This window comes from Bifidobacterium sp. WK012_4_13, from assembly GCF_041080835.1.
Taxonomy (GTDB): domain Bacteria; phylum Actinomycetota; class Actinomycetes; order Actinomycetales; family Bifidobacteriaceae; genus Bombiscardovia; species Bombiscardovia fermentum.
In genome coordinates, this window is record NZ_CP129683.1 from 1,575,727 (window position 1) to 1,592,905 (window position 17,179).

12 protein-coding genes and 1 pseudogene are annotated in these 17,179 nt (G+C 52.1%); 8 read left to right on the top strand and 5 right to left on the bottom strand.

Features of this window, described 5'->3' with window-relative positions:
- Positions 1-34: 34 nt before the first annotated feature.
- The 5 genes from gyrB to dnaA form a co-directional block, all read right to left on the bottom strand.
- Positions 35-2,032: a DNA topoisomerase (ATP-hydrolyzing) subunit B gene (gyrB, locus tag QN062_RS06375; protein ID WP_394854711.1), complete on the bottom strand. Its 1,998-nt coding sequence runs from the start codon at positions 2,030-2,032 to the stop codon at positions 35-37.
- Positions 2,033-2,416: 384 nt separating this feature from the next.
- On the bottom strand, positions 2,417-2,923 hold the full coding sequence (locus tag QN062_RS06380; protein ID WP_369341004.1) for a DUF721 domain-containing protein: 507 nt from the start codon (positions 2,921-2,923) through the stop codon (positions 2,417-2,419).
- Entirely contained in the window at positions 2,920-4,323 is a 1,404-nt protein-coding gene (locus QN062_RS06385) for a DNA replication/repair protein RecF (protein WP_369341005.1), read from the bottom strand. The genes QN062_RS06380 and QN062_RS06385 overlap by 4 nt, the downstream gene beginning before the upstream one ends.
- 126 nt (positions 4,324-4,449) lie before the next feature.
- Entirely contained in the window at positions 4,450-5,574 is a 1,125-nt protein-coding gene (dnaN, locus tag QN062_RS06390; RefSeq protein ID WP_369341006.1) for a DNA polymerase III subunit beta, read from the bottom strand.
- A 470-nt stretch (positions 5,575-6,044) separates the two neighbouring features.
- Entirely contained in the window at positions 6,045-7,667 is a 1,623-nt protein-coding gene (gene dnaA / locus QN062_RS06395) for a chromosomal replication initiator protein DnaA (RefSeq protein WP_394854712.1), read from the bottom strand.
- Positions 7,668-8,036: 369 nt separating this feature from the next.
- On the opposite strand from dnaA, the gene rpmH reads away from it, so the two are divergent.
- From rpmH to QN062_RS06435, 8 genes and pseudogenes are all read left to right on the top strand, one after another.
- Entirely contained in the window at positions 8,037-8,171 is a 135-nt protein-coding gene (gene rpmH, locus QN062_RS06400; protein ID WP_055427958.1) for a 50S ribosomal protein L34, read from the top strand.
- Positions 8,172-8,216: 45 nt separating this feature from the next.
- Positions 8,217-8,744 carry a ribonuclease P protein component gene (gene rnpA, locus QN062_RS06405; protein ID WP_369342778.1) on the top strand — a complete coding sequence of 176 codons (528 nt, stop codon included), beginning with the start codon at positions 8,217-8,219 and terminating at the stop codon, positions 8,742-8,744.
- A gap of 128 nt (positions 8,745-8,872) precedes the next feature.
- A complete protein-coding gene (gene yidD, locus QN062_RS06410; protein WP_369342562.1) occupies positions 8,873-9,160 on the top strand; it encodes a membrane protein insertion efficiency factor YidD in 288 nt (95 codons plus the stop codon).
- Between the two features lie 4 nt (positions 9,161-9,164).
- Complete coding sequence (gene yidC / locus QN062_RS06415; protein ID WP_369341008.1) at positions 9,165-10,184, top strand: membrane protein insertase YidC; 1,020 nt, start codon at positions 9,165-9,167, stop codon at positions 10,182-10,184.
- Between the two features lie 183 nt (positions 10,185-10,367).
- A pseudogene (locus QN062_RS06420) lies at positions 10,368-10,892 on the top strand (protein jag); the annotation flags it as partial.
- A 191-nt stretch (positions 10,893-11,083) separates the two neighbouring features.
- Positions 11,084-11,935, top strand: coding sequence for a 16S rRNA (guanine(527)-N(7))-methyltransferase RsmG (locus tag QN062_RS06425; RefSeq protein ID WP_369342563.1), 852 nt, complete (start codon positions 11,084-11,086; stop codon positions 11,933-11,935).
- Positions 11,936-14,334: 2,399 nt separating this feature from the next.
- On the top strand, positions 14,335-15,336 hold the full coding sequence (locus tag QN062_RS06430) for a ParA family protein (protein WP_369341010.1): 1,002 nt from the start codon (positions 14,335-14,337) through the stop codon (positions 15,334-15,336).
- Between the two features lie 495 nt (positions 15,337-15,831).
- A complete protein-coding gene (locus QN062_RS06435) occupies positions 15,832-17,016 on the top strand; it encodes a ParB/RepB/Spo0J family partition protein (RefSeq protein WP_404984820.1) in 1,185 nt (394 codons plus the stop codon).
- Positions 17,017-17,179 lie beyond the last annotated feature (163 nt).

Genomic DNA, 17,179 nt, shown 5'->3' on the forward strand with positions numbered 1-17,179 from the left:
ATGAGATTCTTATGCAGCCAGCTGTCTGACCATCTCAGGCATCGATGAATCGGGCGTCATGTGCATTGCGCTGGATGAACAGACGACGTGGTTCGACGTCGTCGCCCATCAGCATCGAGAATGTTTCATCGGCCTGCGCCGCATCTTCTATATGGATTTTCTTCAGCACTCTGTGCTCCGGATCCATCGTGGTCTCCCACAGCTCCTGATAGCTCATCTCGCCCAGACCCTTGTATCTCTGGATGCCCTCGCCCTTCGGCAGCTGCCTGCCTGATTCCTTGCCTTCGGCAAGCACGCGGTCACGCTCGGCATCGGTGTACACAAAGTCATGCGCGCCCTTCGTCCATTTGAGTCGGTACAGCGGCGGCATCGCGACATAAACGTAGCCGGCAGTGATCATCGGCCTCATGTAGCGGAAGAACAGCGTCAGGTTCAGCGTCGCGATATGCGCACCGTCGACATCGGCATCGGCCATGATGATGACCTTGTGATAGCGGACCTTGTCAAGATCGAACTCCTCGCCATAGCCGCCACCGACCGCGGTGATCAGCGATTCGATGGTGTCGGACTTCATCATGCGGTCGATGCTTGCACGCTCGGTGTTCAGGATCTTTCCACGCAGCGGCAGGATTGCCTGAGTCAGCGGGTTTCTCCCCTGAATGGCCGAACCGCCTGCGGAATCGCCCTCGACGATGAAGAGTTCGCACTCGCTGGGATCGTTGGACTGGCAGTCCTTGAGCTTGTCAGGCATGCCCGCCGTCTCGAAGATGGACTTTCTGCGGGTGTTCTCGCGCGCCTTCTTCGCAGCGATGCGCGCGCGTGAAGCTTCCAGGGACTTCTGAATGATCATCTTGGCCTCGCCGGGATGGGCATCGAACCAATCCCCCAGCTTCTCGGTCATGACGCGCTGCACAAAGGTCTTCGCCTCGGAATTTCCCAGCTTGGTCTTGGTCTGACCTTCGAACTGGGGATTCGTGAGCTTGACCGAGATGACTGCGGTAAGGCCTTCGCGGACATCGTCACCCGAAAGGTTATCGTCCTTGTCCTTCAGAATGTTCTTGTCTCTGGCGTAGCGGTTGACCATGGAGGTGAGCGCTGCGCGGAAGCCCTCCTCGTGCGTGCCGCCCTCTGTCGTCGAAATCGTGTTTGCGAAGGTATGCACCGATTCCGAATATGCAGACGTCCATTGCATGGCTATCTCAGCCGAGATGCCGAGTTTGACGTCCTCGGCCTCGATGTCGATCACATCCTCCTCGACAGGATTGGCCTTCTTGGCCTTCACCATGTATGCGACGTAATCCTTGATGCCGTTGTGATAGAGGTAGGAGACCGTGCGATGAAGCTCCTCGGCAACGTTCTCGCCATCGCCGGTGACCTCGTCCCCCGCCTCGTCGACATGGCGCAGATCGGTCAATGACAGACGCAATCCCTTGTTCAGGAATGCCATCTGCTGGAATCTGCTTCGCAGTGTCTCGAAATCATAGGTCGTTGTCTCGAATATGTCGGGATCCGCCCAGAACGTGACGGTCGTGCCTGTCTGCTCGTCTTCGGTCATCGGCTCTGCACGTCGCAACGGTGCCGTCGGCTTCTGGTCAGCATAGTGCTGAATCCAGTGATAGCCCTTCTGGCGAACCTCGATATCGACATGGGTCGAGAGCGCGTTCACGACGGAGATGCCGACGCCGTGCAGACCGCCGGAAACCGCGTAGCCGCCTCCGCCGAACTTGCCGCCGGCATGAAGCTTGGTCATGACGACCTCAACGCCGCTTGCCCCTTCACCTGGGACCTCGTCCGTTGGGATGCCTCGTCCGTTGTCGACGACGCTGACCCCATTGTCTGGAAGGATGGTCACTTCGATGTGGTTCGCGTAACCTGCAAGGGCCTCATCCACGGAATTGTCGACTATCTCATAGACCAGATGGTGCAGACCTCGTGGCCCGGTCGAACCGATGTACATGCCCGGGCGGATCCTCACCGCCTCCAAGCCTTCGAGAACCCGTAGATCACTGGCATCATAATGCTTTGGAGCCAAGGAATCATCAAGCTGGGCATCCTCGAGCCGGTCACCGTCAGTGGCTTCGTTTGAATTCGCCTCGTCAGGCGAAGCGACCTCGCCATCCTCGTCTATTTCGCTGTCTATCTCGCTACCTTCGTTCAATTCACTGCCTTCGTTGATGGGGTTGGTTTCATCTTCGGAAGATGCAGCATCCGGCGAATCCAACTTCGTGTCATCCTCTGCCACGACCATTCCTTTCTTCGTCGATTGCCATGCATCGACTCGTATCGGCTTTGCAGCAATGTCAGCGACTCTGAGTGTCTGCCACACAGCCATTATAGTCTAAAAAGCAAAAAAACAGCCCTTCAAGGCCTCAAACCTTCTATAGGTAGGATACTAGTAAAGCGGGACTATACGCCCTTAGAAGTACGTATCTCGAACTCCACGACCCGGGATGTCGAACTTACCCCTTCTGAAGGAATATGAGTGTGGCCCCGTTACCTCGATGCGCTCGATCGGAAGACCTTCGAGCCTTTCTGCAATCGTGTCTTGCAGTTGTGGGATGAGATAGCTCAGCTGCGTCGCCCACACCGTCGACGATGCCTGAATGGTCAGGATGCCACGATTGTACGAAACCACATGGGAATGCGAAGCGATCGCAGGTCCGACGACATCATTCCAATTACGCTCCAGCTGTGCGATCTTGAGATGGGGGACCCATTGCGACTGTTCCGCTATCTGTTCGAGCACTCCCCCAAGCCTGTTCGGATCCCTTCCTGGCTTCCCGAAGTTCCACCACGCTTCCTTCGACCTTTCCCGCAGTCTCCGGACGCTCATGCCCCGCATGGCGAACGGCCTGAAGGTCTGCTCGGGCAACTTGCTCACATTGAGGTGCAGCAGAAGATCTATGGGGGTGTCATTCCTCACGAGTCATCACCGCCCTGGTGCAGCGCCGAGGACGCATCCTTCACGTCATTCGGCTCCTTCTGACGTTCCTCGTCGTCATCGCTCGAACGCGGCAGACTCGCAGAGGGGCAGTCACCGAAGCCACTCATGTCATGAAGCGCCTCGACATCGATTATGTTCGCACCGGACAATTCAGGAATGTCGCTGGCCGCGGCGACCGTGATCAGAACCTGACGCTGCCGCTCCGCAAAGCGTATTATCTGCGATCTGCGATTCTCATCCAGCTGTGCGAACACATCGTCAAGCACGATGATCGGCACATCTGCGTTCTCATCGATCAAGGCCTGATGAAGGCTCATCTTCAATGCGATGGCCAATGTCCATTGCTCACCATTCGACGCGTACTCCCGCGCTGGAACATCATCGAGGATGAACTCCAGATCATCCCTCTGCGGGCCAATCAGGTTGAAGCCTCTCGCCAGCTCGCCTTGGAATATGCGCTGGAAATGCGCACTGATCGCGTCGAACGGCTGCTCGTAATCTATCACCTCGGCAAACGATGGCCTGTACATCAGCCTGGCCTCGCCACGATTGTCCGAAAGCTGGCGATATATCTCGGAGAAATGCTCGTTGAGCCTTTCGACGATCCTGGTTCGGCTCCGGGTGAGCTCGACTCCCGCCTCGATGAATTGACCGGTCCAGACTTCCAATCCACTCAGCGCCGCAGCATTCGCAGAGGAACCCTGCGTCGGGCTGAATCCAGGGTCAGCCGGGTCAGCACCATACTCATGCGTCGATGCAGCCCACGATGCAGCCATCGAGGGCTGCAGACCTGCATCGAGTCCAGATTGCTGCCCCTTGTGTCCCAGCTGCTTGAGCAAGGCGACACGCTGCTGAGCTATATGCCTGGTCCTTTGCAGAACATTGTCATAGTGCGCATCAAGCTGCGTGCCGGACTGATTCAGAAACATGCGTCTGGCCGCTGGATCCTCCGTCACGAGATGCTGATCCTGAGGGGAAAAGCTGACGCATGAGACGAGTCCGAGCGCATCTCTCATCATGTGGGAAGGGCCTGAATCGACCCTCATTCGATTGGCTCCCCTGGCATGGATGCTCATCTCGAGCATCTTCGGGACAGCATTTTCCTGGGATTGTTCTCGATCCGGCTCCTGCTGCCCGACCTTGGATCTGTCCTGAACCACGTTGGCACGTACCACAGCGGTGGTGCTTCCACGTTCGATGAGCGGAAGAGCGGATGTGGTTCTCTGGCTTGACCCGGTAGCCAGAACCTCGATGGATTCCACGATATTGGTCTTGCCTAGGCCATTCCTGCCCTGCAGTATGTTGATTCCCCGGTCGAAATCAAGAACGCACGCTTCCCATGACCTGAAATGGTCCAACGCCAATCTCGAAATATACATGCCAATCCCCTGAGCCGAATACCGATTCACTCATTGTGCCCAACCTATGCAACGCATTCAACGCTCGATCCGCAGTCACCAGGCTTTCTTCACTGGCCTTGGGCCAAGGCTGCTTCGCCCACGAAATCAGTTGGTGAAGCGCATGGGAACGAGCAGATAGCGGTAATCAAGCGATTCATCGGAATCAGATTCCTGCTGCCCGTTGAATTCCACGGCCTTGACCGCAGTCGTCATCTTCATCCTCACATATGGCTCCGCGATCGCGTTGAGACCCTCGATCAGATAGGCAGGGTTGAATGCAACGGTGATGTCTTCCCCATCCATATCGATATCAAGCGTCTCGGATGCCTGTGCCTCATCACTCGCACCGGCGGACAGCACGAGCTCCTGCTTGGAGAACACCATGCGGATCGGAGCGTTCCGCTCTGCCACCAAGGCGACGCGCTTTATCGCATCGATCAGGGACTGTCTGTCCAGAACGGCTTGAATCGGATAGTCGGAGGCGAAAAGACGGTCGACGGCCGGGAATTCTCCGTCGATGAGCTGCGAGGTCGAGACACGACCCGCATTCTCAAAACCTAGCATTGTTGGGTTTTGAGGATCGAAATCAATGACAACGTTTTCATGCTCATCCAATGAGCGGGCTATGTCGCGGAGCAGGGATCCACGGACCAGGGTGACGGTTTCGGTGTCGGCTTGCTTCGGAGTCCAGGTGAATGATGCTCGCGACAGCCTGAACCTATCGGTTGCGGTCATCACGACCTTGTCGCCGTCAATGCTGATTTTCACGCCAGTGAGCACAGGCCGGTTCTCTTCGCGCGACACAGCGACCGTCGCCTGAGAGATGGCCTGCATGAAAGTCTGTGCATCGACCTGACCGAGATTCTCAGGAACGGAGGGCATATCGGGATATTCGGAATCTGGCATCAGCTGAAGAGTGAACGTCGATTTGCCCGACTTGATGGTCATCTTCGAGTCGTCTGTCGTCAGATATGTGGTTGCGGAGGGAAGTGACTTCGTGATGTCTGCAAGTAATTTGCCAAGGACGAGAGCAGTTCCAGGCTCGTCGATCCCTGCTTCGATATGGTGACGGGCAGAGACTTCGTAATCGAAGGCGCTTAACTGCAATGTTCCGTCAATTGCCTCGAGCTTGATTCCTGCAAGAATGGGTGAAGCCGGGCGGGCAGGAATGACTCGTGTCGTCCAAGCGACTGCATCGGCAAGGGCCGAAGAATTAATTTCAACTTTCATAATGTGCCTTCATAGTAAGATTTCTCGAATTCATTCTAACCAACATGAATCCATTTTTTCCATTGTGACGTTCACGGTTCATTGTGTTGATGGTGATGATCTATGTATCTGTGTCTGTAATCATCTTCATAAGGGCTGTGGATAATGTGGATAAGTGCTCGCTTCGGCAGTTTTCCACAGAGCGACGGTCCGTGAGGAATGTGGACAACCCGGTGGGGAAATGTGGACAACCAAGGTACTTATCCACATCTGTCACGCGGTGTTCAAGTTATCAACATTTTTAGCATGTGTGTCAACAGGAAACGCACAAGTTATGCACCTAAATTCGGCAGTTATTCCCATGCTTTGCCCACATCTGTGTATAAGCATGTGGATAACTTTTTTCAACATTGTTTCCCTTCTGGCGTGTCTGCGTATGAAAAAACTGAACATGACCCTTCCCCGGTCAGATGTCCACAGGACTTGCGGCGCTACTCGATCGGGTGCTGCTTCAGTCTGACGGTGAGTTCCATCACATAGTTGTAGATCTCGCGTTTTTCCTGCATTTCGCCAGAGATTCGCGTATAGGCATGCATGACCGTGGTGTGGTCGCGTCCGCCGAAGACCTCCCCTATGTCGACAAGTGACATGCTGGTCATTTCCCTGCCCAGATACATGGCAATCTGGCGCGCCAGGGCTATGTTCTTGGTGCGGGTCCGTCCGACGAGATCGTCAAAGGTCAGATGGAAGTATTGTGCCACCTGGGTGATGATGTCGGTCGGCTTGATCTCGACATCGGTCGTAAAGAAGTCCTGCAGGGTTTGTTCCGCCAAGGATTTGGTGACATTCTGACCGTTGAGGCTTGCCACGGCCGTTACGCGTGTCAGGGCTCCTTCGAGTTCACGGATGTTTTCGGTGAAGCGTTCAGCGATGAGGTCCAGCACCTCGTTCGGAATTCTGGCGCCGCTGTTCGATGACATCATGCGAAGTATGGCCACGCGGGTCTCGCGATCCGGTGGCTTGACGTCAACGGTAAGACCTGAATCAAAGCGTGATATCAAGCGTTGTTCAAAGCCCTTGAGATTCTTGGGCTGAACGTCGGAAGCGATGACGATGCGCTTGTTGGCGTCATGCAGGGCGTTGAAGGTGTGGAAGAACTGATCCAGGGTGGCTTCCTTGCCGCCAAGGAATTGAATGTCATCGATGAGCAGAACGTCAACCTGCCTGTAACGGTGATTGAATTCGGTAATCTGACCACTGCCGTGTGCAGAATTCTGCAGGGCATCGATGAACTCATTGGTGAATTCCTCTGAATTCACGTAGCGAACCTTCAACGATGGATCTTTTACCAGTGCATAGTTGCCGATTGCATTCAGCAAGTGCGTCTTGCCCAATCCCGAACTGCCATAGATACATAAGGGATTGAAGTCGCGCCCCGAACCCTCTGCCACCGCAAGTGCGACGGTGCGTGCGAATCTGTTGGAATCACCGGGGACGAATGTGTCGAATGTGGCGTTGGTGTTCAGGTGGGTCTCGGGATCTCTTTCAACCTTCTGCTGGCCACCAGGAAAGCTTGGCATCGAGAAGGGCAGCGTGGAACGTCCGTCAAATGTCTGGGGCGGCTCTTCTGAAGTGTCATTCTGACGGACGGCTGGGGTGGCGAGGCCAGAAGGCATCGATGCGGTCTGAACGGTTTCCTCACGATGCCGCATCGGCGCGACGACCGGTTCTGCCAAGCTGAATTCCGGTGACGATGCGGCCGAGATCGCGTTGTTCGGCTCCTCGCCCTGCTGCGAATCCCCAGAATCCTGGGCTGCGCGTGTCGTTTCAGGTTGGAAGGCCTGTTCCGTGCCGGCTTTCGATTGCCCAACGGCGTTCGTTGGCTTGACGATTTTGATCGCAGGGAACATCGCCGTCCCGCTCACCGTCTGCAGGGCATCGAGCAGCGAACCGTTCAACGTGTCTTGAATGGCCTCCTGGGCCGCCTTGTTCGAGACGCAGAGCACGATGGTGCTCCCGAAAACCGCCTCCGGTGAAATATCCTCAAGCCAACCCTTGTCCCGCGCCGTAAGTGTGTTGCTTGTGCGGAGAATTTGCAGCACAGAATCCCACATATGCTTCGCTTGCAGCGATGAAGCCTCTGGACCCTGTGCCATCGTTCCTTCTTCCCCAATCCAATATAGTCAACATAATAAACGGACAGTAGGTTATGTTTACACCGTATTCGCTGAGTTATCCACAGCATTGCGTGTTGAAATGACTCATTTGTGAATAACAACCGTGTAATTTGTGGATAACTTCACCCCGTGCCATCACTGCTATTGCAGCATTTCTTGCCAATATGCGACTCAGGATTATGTCGGAAAAACACAGAAAAATTTCTTGCGCTTTGACTGATTGCACTAACCTGTGTAGTTTGGTATAGCTTGACTCACCATGAGCCGTGCTTTTGCATGGCTGAAAATTCAGGAGCGTTATTAATTATGAAGAGGACATTCCAACCGAATAACCGCCGCCGCCACATGAAGCACGGCTTCCGCCTGCGTATGCGCACACGTTCGGGTCGCGCGCTCATCAATCGTCGCCGTGCAAAAGGGCGCAAGACGCTTTCCGCCTGAACTGATTGCTGCTGGACAGTCTATACTTTCAGAATTCATTTCACAGTGGAACGGCTCAGAAGCCATCGCGATTTTGTGACCGTGCTGAAGCAGAGAAACAAGGTCACCAGTAGAGATATCGTTCTGCATTACCGCTTTTTTGCCGGTGATGCCAATATCTCAGCTACTGCTGTACCCGCGTTGAACAAGACTGCATCCACGCAGCCCGTTTCGGGGCTAGTTTCAGAGGCGAAACCCGGACTCCCTGAAGTGCAGAATCCGAGTGGTGTGGCCAGTGGCGACTCCCTTCTTGGTGAACAACCCATGACAAGGCGAAGACTGGGGTTGGCTGTCGCAAAGAATGTCGGCAATGCCGTCACCCGAAATGGGGTTAAAAGACGCTTTCGTCAACTTGCCGCGTCCAGGGAGCAGGTGCTTCCGGCAGTGTGCGACGTGGTAATGAGGGCAAAGCCACATGCATCGCAGCAAAGCTACGCATCCTTGGAGCAGCAGGTCAGCGAGCTTTTCGCGCAGGTTGCGAAGAGATATGAGCAGCGGCATCCGCACAACATGATGCAAGGGGGAGTCGTATGACTGTCGGTCAGAATGTTTTCCCAATCACAGGCGATCAGGGCACCAAGGTGCATTCTGAGGCCCACGCATGTGATTGCGACGGTCCGGCATCCGCACGATTCAGTCGCACCGGTGCCGCGTCGCGGTGGATGCTAGCTTCCATTCGCTGGTATCAGTCCCGCGTATCACCGCAGATGGCTCCAAGATGCAAGTACTATCCGAGTTGCTCGCGCTATGCGGCTGAGGCGATCGGTCGTTTTGGCGCCTTCCGAGGGTTCATGCTCGCAGCGTTTCGATTGCTCCGTTGCCGTCCTTGGAGCAACGGCGGGATTGATGATGTTCCACAGCGGTTTTCGCTGTTCTATCGTTGTTCATGGTCGAAGGCACATGAGGAGCCTCGTCTGACCGCAACTGCCTCAGATAAGGAGATTGCCTGAGACAATGATTTCACAAAACTTTACTTTCGATTCCGGTCTATTCGGTTTCTTCTATCGGATTCTTCGCCCGATAGAGTGGCTGATGACCTATGTGATGGTCTATTGCCATAAGTTCCTGACATTCATAGGTTTTTCCAGCGGCCCAGGCGTCGCATGGGTGCTGTCGGTGGTGCTGCTGGTTATCCTGGTGCGACTGCTGATCCTTCCGCTGTTCATCAAGCAGATGATGGCCATGCGAAAGCTGCAGGCCATTCAGCCGCAGATGCGGAAGATACAGAACAAATACAAGGGTAAGACCGATCAGGCCAGCAAAGAGGCTTCAAGTCGCGAGATGATGAAGCTGTATCAGGACAATCACGCCAATCCGGCTGGATCCTGCCTGCCCGCGCTGATTCAGAGCCCGATATTCATGACGATGTTCTATGTTCTTTCGGCTGTGCCGTACATTGCCAGGGGCAAGCGCGAGCCGTTGGGTGCCTTCACGCTCAAGATCTCAAAGGAATTCGAGCAGACCCAGATATTCGGAATTCATATTTCCGACAATCTGACCACCGCCCAGGGTGCAGGCAAGATCGTCATCGTCATCTTCATCGCGCTGATGTGCCTCACCATGTTCTATTCGCAGTTCCATAACACAAGAAAGAACATGCCACGTGCATCGATGGAGGGTTCCCAATATCGTATGCAGAAAATGATGGCATACATCTTCCCGGTCATGTACATCTTCTCCGGTGTTGCCTTCCCGTTTGCCGTGCTGATTTACTGGCTGACCAACAACACGTGGAATCTTGGCCAGACCTTGTGGCAGGTTCGCAGGATGCCGACGCCAGGTTCGCCAGCCGCCGAGGAGAAGCAGGCTCGTGATCGCGTGCGTGAGAACAGCCGCAGGGAAAAGGCCGGTGAGCCATCCCTTGAGGATGAGGCTTTGGCGAAGGCCAAGGAGATACAGGAGAGGCAACTGGAGTCCGGTGCCTCTCATCAACGTCAACAGCCTAAGAGGACCAAGTCCAAGAGAAAGCGGTAGATTCGCGAATCTGCAGTGCTCGTCAGCGTTGCGATGGTGGTGAGGCTGAATTCCGGGTGAAGTGAAGATGGCGATTCGCCGACGAGCACTTGTGTCCCAGCGATAGAGCACTGCGTGGCGAGTATGCATGTTTTCATGTATTGGCTTAGACTGATTTACCAAGTGCACGTGTAAGGAGCGAATATGTCGCAAAGTGAAGACAAGACCATGGATCAGCTCAATGAAGAAGCTGATATTGCGGCGGACTATCTCGAGGGATTATTGGATATCGCTGACTATGACGGCGACATCGAAATGGGAATCCGCAACGATAGGCCACTTGTCCAGATTGTCGCCGATGACAACGCGGACATAAAGAACCTCATAGGCAAGAACGGGAATGTCGTTGACGCGCTTCAACAACTGACTCGACTCGCTGTTCAGCAGAAGACAGGAGAGCGGTCCAGGCTTATCGTGGATGTTGATGGGTATCTGAAGCGCAAGCGTCAGCATCTGCGCGATCTTGCGATGGACGCCATCGAGGATGCCCGTGAATCAGGGGATGCGGTGGATCTCGATCCGATGAACTCCTTCGAACGCAAGGTGATTCATGACATCGTGCGTGAGGAAGGCCTGAAATCGCGTTCGCACGGTGAGGAACCGCATCGTTATGTCACGGTATATGAGCGCAAGAATGACGAAGCCGAAGATGGCGAGATTTCCACGGAACAGGATGTCGAGGAGGATGAGCTCGAGCAGAATGAACCCGGACTGTCTCGTTCCAAGAAAGAGTCGGCCATCGATGATGAATCGAACTCTCAACAAGGTGAATCTGCATTTGACGTCGAAGATTCCGAAGACAGTGATTCGGAGTGACGGAACAAGGACATATGACTTCAGAGCCGTTTTCGACAGAACCGATGAGTCAGGGAACGTCAGCGAATTCAGAGATCGATCAGTTGGACGACTCTGCAATACCCGAGGAGATACTCGGGTCTGCTTACCCCCAGATGCAGGAATTTCACCGCCTGCTTCAGGAGGAGGGACTGCTACGCGGACTCATTGGTCCACGGGATGTTTCTATCATCTGGGAAAGGCATATTCTTAATTCCGCGGCTGTCGTTCCATTCATAATCAAGCATCTTGAGTCGCACCATGGCTCGGGAAGGATTGCCGACATCGGTTCTGGGGGAGGGTTTCCTGGCATCGTGATTGCAGCGATGCTTCCAGATGCGCCGATCACATTGATAGAGCCCATGGAACGTCGTGTCGAATGGTTAGAGATGGTCAAGCATGACCTCCATCTGCGTAATGTTACCGTTCTTCGTGCCCGTGCCGAGGAAGCATTTCCAAATTCGAGAAATGACGGAGCTGCATCGCATCATTCTCGGAAAGCCATTCATCGGACCGAGAACACAGTTGCCGACGCTGAAAGGCGTTCTTCGGGGTTTCTGGATGGGCATTTGGATGCACATCCAGGTAACGACGGAAAGCAGAGCGTGCTGTCGAATACAGTGTCTACAACGATTCAGTCCTGCTCGATCGTGACTTGCAGGGCGGTAGCGCCTTTGCACAGACTCGTTGGCTGGACCTTACCGTTTTTGGAGCATTCTGGGCAACTTATCGCCCTCAAAGGCAAATCGGCACAGGTGGAAATCGACAAAGCAGCAAAGAACATCAAGAGGCTCAAAGGAAAAAATCCAAGAGTCGTGGAAGCCGAAGTTGGCGGTGGATTGCAAGCAACCCATGTCGCTCTTATCGATAAGATATAGCTCCTCGCACTCTTGTCCTATCTGAGTTCCGGATGGGCATTGCGCTACGTTCCTGTCGCAGAACAACGAAGCAATTTTTTAGGCCCGTGTTGGGTATTGAGGGGAGTACTGGGTATTGAGGGGAGCGCCGAGTATTGAGGTGAGCACTGGGCATTGAGATGAGCGCCGAGTATTGAGACGAGCGCCGAGTATTGAGACAAGCGTCGAGTATTGAGGTGTGATGCCAGGCTCATTTGATGTCGAAGCGATGAATTTGTGCATCTGTTTGTCAATATCCTTTATTGGCCAGGCTGCCGTTGTATCGGACTGCCGTCAACTGTGGTGTCTATTTCGCTAGTTGTCTGCGGATGTATTATTGCGGGTGTCTTGCCGTGTATGTCTTGCTGTGAACATCTTGTTGTGAACATATTAGGATGTCTTGGATGTCTTGGAGGCATGAATTTGACGCCGAGACTGCACTTTCTTACCGTTCCATGGGTCTTTAGTTTTCATGCATCGTTCATCGAGTGATGCTTGATTGTTTCACGTGAAACAATCATTATTGGTTATTGGTTATTGGTTATTGGTTATCGATTAGCGATTAGCGCGACCCGTATGGTTAGTTGTACGAGTTGATGGGAATCGAGAAACCGAGTTGCACTGGTTCTCTTTCATGAGCATGAATGACTTCTGGTCTGAAGGACTGCTGACCTGTAAGCAGTTGACTTGAATGGATGGGGAAGTGAAATTGAAGGGGAGACAAGGCGACGAGGCAGGGCAGGGTCGTTCCCATCTGCTTCCCCGATTTGATTTGCCTGGGCTCCCATCATAGACTCAAACGTCTCAGTGATTGCATTGAACCCCACCCGGTAGCGCCCAACCATGCCCTTGTGCATGATCGTTGAGTGGTTGTGTGCTCGTCTGGGCAGGTACTAAGCGGTTGTGATAAGCCCGTTGTGCTAAGCACCTGCACGGTCGGAGGCGCATATGATTGATCGTCAGTTGTGTCGTAGCCGTCCAATGGATTCATGCGATCATCAATCTTGCTTGCCTTTGTGCTTGGGCATGGTCTGAATGGTTGCGGAATAATGGAATAGATCATTTGTTTCGGATAGTGTCTATTGGCTGACTCAACTTTCTGTGTTTGCACATCAATCCACTGCTAAGCATTGTCGGCAGTCTGACGCAGGCTTCACTAATAATTGATTGGTTTGCTTCTGATTTGACTTCGATAAATGTGGGCATATCCGAGAATGAAAACTATTCGAAATCGAATACCGGTTGTTTGCGATGAATGGCTGACGTCTTTCATGCTTTGGAGATTGGGTACTGGCTGAATTCTTGCACAATCTCCCGGAGACAAAGCTTAGGTGATCCATCAACAGATCGATATATATCAGTGCCTAATGCAATCACATTAAGTAATGAGGTTTCGGCCTTTGAAATCCTCGGTACACCGATTAGGCAGGCTGTTTCACGTGAAACATCTCCTGAGTCAAGCACACATTGGATTTGACCGCCTGATGTTTGAATCTGTGTACGCACAAGGTTGGAATCTCATCGATCCGCGATATTTACAGGACGCGCAACTATCATGATATAAGCCCAATATCGCAGTCGATGTTTCCACTGACGACGTTCTTCTGGTTCCGTATAGCGCACGAGCATCCTTGGCGATGAGACCGCTGTAGGTCAGGGTTATGTGCGATGGCATCACAGATAAATCATGTCGCCAGCACTGGCTTCAACTGCGTTCATTGATATCAAAGAGTGAGCCGTGAACTATCGATGAATCTTCCATAAGTTTCGTAAGTATCGAGAATAATATGTTTCACGTGAAACATTATTCTAATGTTGCATCCGCATGAACAGCAGATGCATGAATGAAATACCGAATGAGTCGAGTCGATAAGTTGGTAGATTGTTTTGAAATCCTTCCATAATGTTCATGGACAACAAGGATAGGTATTTAGACGCGATACAAGAGTTTCGGCCCTGGGGATTCTGATCTGACTTTCTGTTTATTGAGGTGTTTCAACCGTGATGTTTCACGTGAAACATCGAGCATAGTTAGTGGGAAGGTTGGAGTGTTATCCACATTAATCAGGGAGTTGTGCACATATAATGCATTGGTATGTGGAAAAGTAAATGGCTTTAAACTTTCGTTGGAATTTCAATGAAAAGCCTGTGGATATAAGTTACGTCAATGTCGTTTATCCACAATACTTATCCACAGTAATCCACATTTGTCCACAATAACACTCCTCTTTGAATTATAGGAATTATGTCCAGCATAATGATGAAACTGGAAGATGTTGTCAGCTTCAAATAACACGTGTAACTGGTTCATCAACGGGGACCAATGAATCAGTTATGAAACTGAATGCGACCACCTAACGATCAAGGAAAGTGAGCAAAGAGTGACGGTATCGAGCAATCACTTATCCTCTTACTCTGACGATGACCATATCGAAAATGCCGATGAAGTATTACAGCGCATCTTTGGCATTGATGGGAACGGCAGTTCCATGGGTTCCGATATGGTAAATCTTTCTGAAAGGGCGAGGAAGCTTGACTCTTTGGAATTCAAGAAGCCAGCTGAAACTCGTTTGATAGCAGTTGCTAACCAGAAAGGTGGGGTGGGCAAAACCACCACTGCTGTCAATGTTGCCAGTGCACTGGCTGAACATGGTCTTTCTGTTTTGTTGATTGACATGGATCCCCAAGGCAATGCCTCTACTGCAATGGGTGTTGACCATTCGGAAGGAGTAAGGTCTGTCTATGACGTGCTCGAGGGAAGGTTATCGCTTAACGAGGTGAAGTCATCCTCTGAGCATTTTTCGAATTTGGATGTCGTTCCTGCGTCAATCGACCTTTCCGGGGCAGAAATGGAGCTTGCAACACTCCACGAAAGAAATAATTTGTTGAATTCAGCGATTCAAGCTCTCCTTGCTGATGCTCCAACGCAATATGATTATGTGATAGTTGACTGTGCGCCAAGCCTGGGGTTGCTGGTATTGAATGCACTCTGCGCGGTCAAGGAAGTCTTGATACCGATTCAGGCGGAATATTATGCACTTGAGGGACTTGGTCAGCTGCTTCATACAATTGGATTGGTACAGAGAAGTTTCAATCCGAAGCTGATCGTCTCAACAATGCTGATAACGATGTATGACAAACGTACTTTGCTAAGCAAAGAAGTGTTTGATGAGATTCAGCGACACTACGAAGGGATTGTGCTCAATACCACAATCCCGCGCTCAGTTAAGATTTCAGAGGCACCGAGTTTTGGACAGAGTATCATCACATATGACCCGCGAGGTGCAGGGTCCGTCGCGTACGGGGAAGCAGCATACGAACTGAACTCTCGGTCTGAAAAAGTAATACAGAAGCTGCATCGTCAAGAAGGAAATGAGGAGTAAGGAATGGCATCAAGATCTCGTTTGGGTAAAGGCCTTGGAGCATTATTCCCAGATATTCCTCAGGTCAACGAAGAGTCAAAGAGCAGCGCTGCCTCTGTAAAAGAGGACGTACCAAACGCTTCCGATACGAAACATCGTGGAACAAAACGAAGTACATCATTAGAACGAACCTCAAAGTCGTCTTCATCACGGGGAACAAAGACATCTGGGTCCAGTTCGAAGCGAAAGACAGCTTCAGAGTCCAGATCTACGGCTTCTGAAAATGTTTCACGTGAAACGTTGGAGAGTGTCTCAACTTCTGAAACATCAGGTAATGTCTCTGACGAGGCTGTGGACACTGAAAGGCTCTTAAGCCCGAAGTTTTACAGCACAGCCAAGAATGTAGAGAAGTCTGGAAAATCCACGAGGCAAAAAAAGCAAGCGAGAAGCAAAAGGTCAAGTGTTCCTCATCTTGACGAGCTCTCTCATCCAAGTGATTTATTCTTTGGCGAAAGCGTGCCTGCAATCGAGCAAAGTTGGCCAGCCGGCATCGCAAGGGACCATTCAAGCGAGAAGGGTATAGAGCCCGCATCCTCCGAGGAGGAATCTCGAAACGCTGGGAAAGATTCGAAGGCCACAAGGAATGACAACATTGCCGCACAGAATGTCGATGTTTCACGTGAAACATCGACATCGAACGACGACAAGGGCAATGGTCGTGTTGCGGAAAGCACTCAGAAGCCGGACGGATCTGCATCCTTGGAGACGATCTCGGCGGAAAACCCTGATCGCGGGATTGAAAAGAGCAGCAAGGAGGAGGGGCTACAGCCCGTCAAAGGCGCATATCTCACTTCTTTGAAAGTTGATGACATCTCTCCTAATGCACACCAGCCAAGAAGCATCTTCGATGAGGATGAGCTTGTTGAGCTTTCTCACTCCATACAAGAAGTTGGTGTCTTGCAGCCGATTGTGGTGCGACAGCGGAGCGTGGAAGAAGTCGAGAACGATAGGCAGAAGCCGTATGAGCTGATCATGGGGGAACGGAGGTGGAGGGCTTCTAGCCTTGCCAATATCGAAGAAATACCTGCGATTGTCAAAACCACTCCCGATGATCAGATGCTACGTGATGCATTATTGGAAAATTTGCATCGAGTTGCACTCAACCCGCTGGAAGAGGCTGCAGCATATCAGCAGATGATTCAAGAGTTCGGTCTGACTCAAGAGCAGCTGTCACAATCTATTTCAAAATCGCGTCCACAAATTGCCAATATGCTACGCTTGTTGCAATTGCCTGGAGTCGTGCAGAAGAAGGTCGCTTCAGGGGTGATTTCTGCAGGTCATGCGCGGGCTTTGCTTGCATTGTCAACGCAGGAGGAAATGGAATCACTTGCCAATCGGATCATCGCAGAAGGCCTTTCGGTTCGATCGACTGAAGAAATTGTATCGATGACCATTCACCGCCCAGAGACGCAGAAGACTGCCCGCCAGAATAGATCCAATATTTGGACTGATTCCGAGGTTCGGAACAGTCTGGAGGACCGATTTGAGACGAAAGTCAGCATCAAGGGTTCGCAGAAAAAGGGCAGAATAGAGATTGTCTTTTCTTCGCCCGAGGATATGCAACGCATAGTGGATATGCTTTTACCCGCCGCTCAGAATAATTCAGATAAGCAGGATGGTTGGGTCTATTCAGTTCGGTGAATTCTTGCGGCGTCAGCAACTTGATGGGATTACACCCGCACCGTTGTTGATGCCCAGTTTGGCGATAGTCGCCGAAATGACATCTAAGTCGCTCTTTCTAGAGTGAGTGATGGCTCTCGGATGCTGGAACAATGCTCAACGTTGCGATGCAATTTGATGGCTT

What these genes read in the sequence shown, in the direction of transcription:
- QN062_RS06385 (WP_369341005.1), bottom strand. Translation starts at nt 4,323, where the DNA reads ATGTATATTTCGAGATTGGCGTTGGACCATTTCAGGTCATGGGAAGCG.
- dnaN (WP_369341006.1), bottom strand. Translation starts at nt 5,574, where the DNA reads ATGAAAGTTGAAATTAATTCTTCGGCCCTTGCCGATGCAGTCGCTTGG.
- dnaA (WP_394854712.1), bottom strand. Translation starts at nt 7,667, where the DNA reads ATGTGGGATTCTGTGCTGCAAATTCTCCGCACAAGCAACACACTTACG.
- rpmH (WP_055427958.1), top strand. Translation starts at nt 8,037, where the DNA reads ATGAAGAGGACATTCCAACCGAATAACCGCCGCCGCCACATGAAGCAC.
- yidD (WP_369342562.1), top strand. Translation starts at nt 8,873, where the DNA reads ATGCTAGCTTCCATTCGCTGGTATCAGTCCCGCGTATCACCGCAGATG.
- yidC (WP_369341008.1), top strand. Translation starts at nt 9,165, where the DNA reads ATGATTTCACAAAACTTTACTTTCGATTCCGGTCTATTCGGTTTCTTC.
- QN062_RS06425 (WP_369342563.1), top strand. Translation starts at nt 11,084, where the DNA reads ATGAGTCAGGGAACGTCAGCGAATTCAGAGATCGATCAGTTGGACGAC.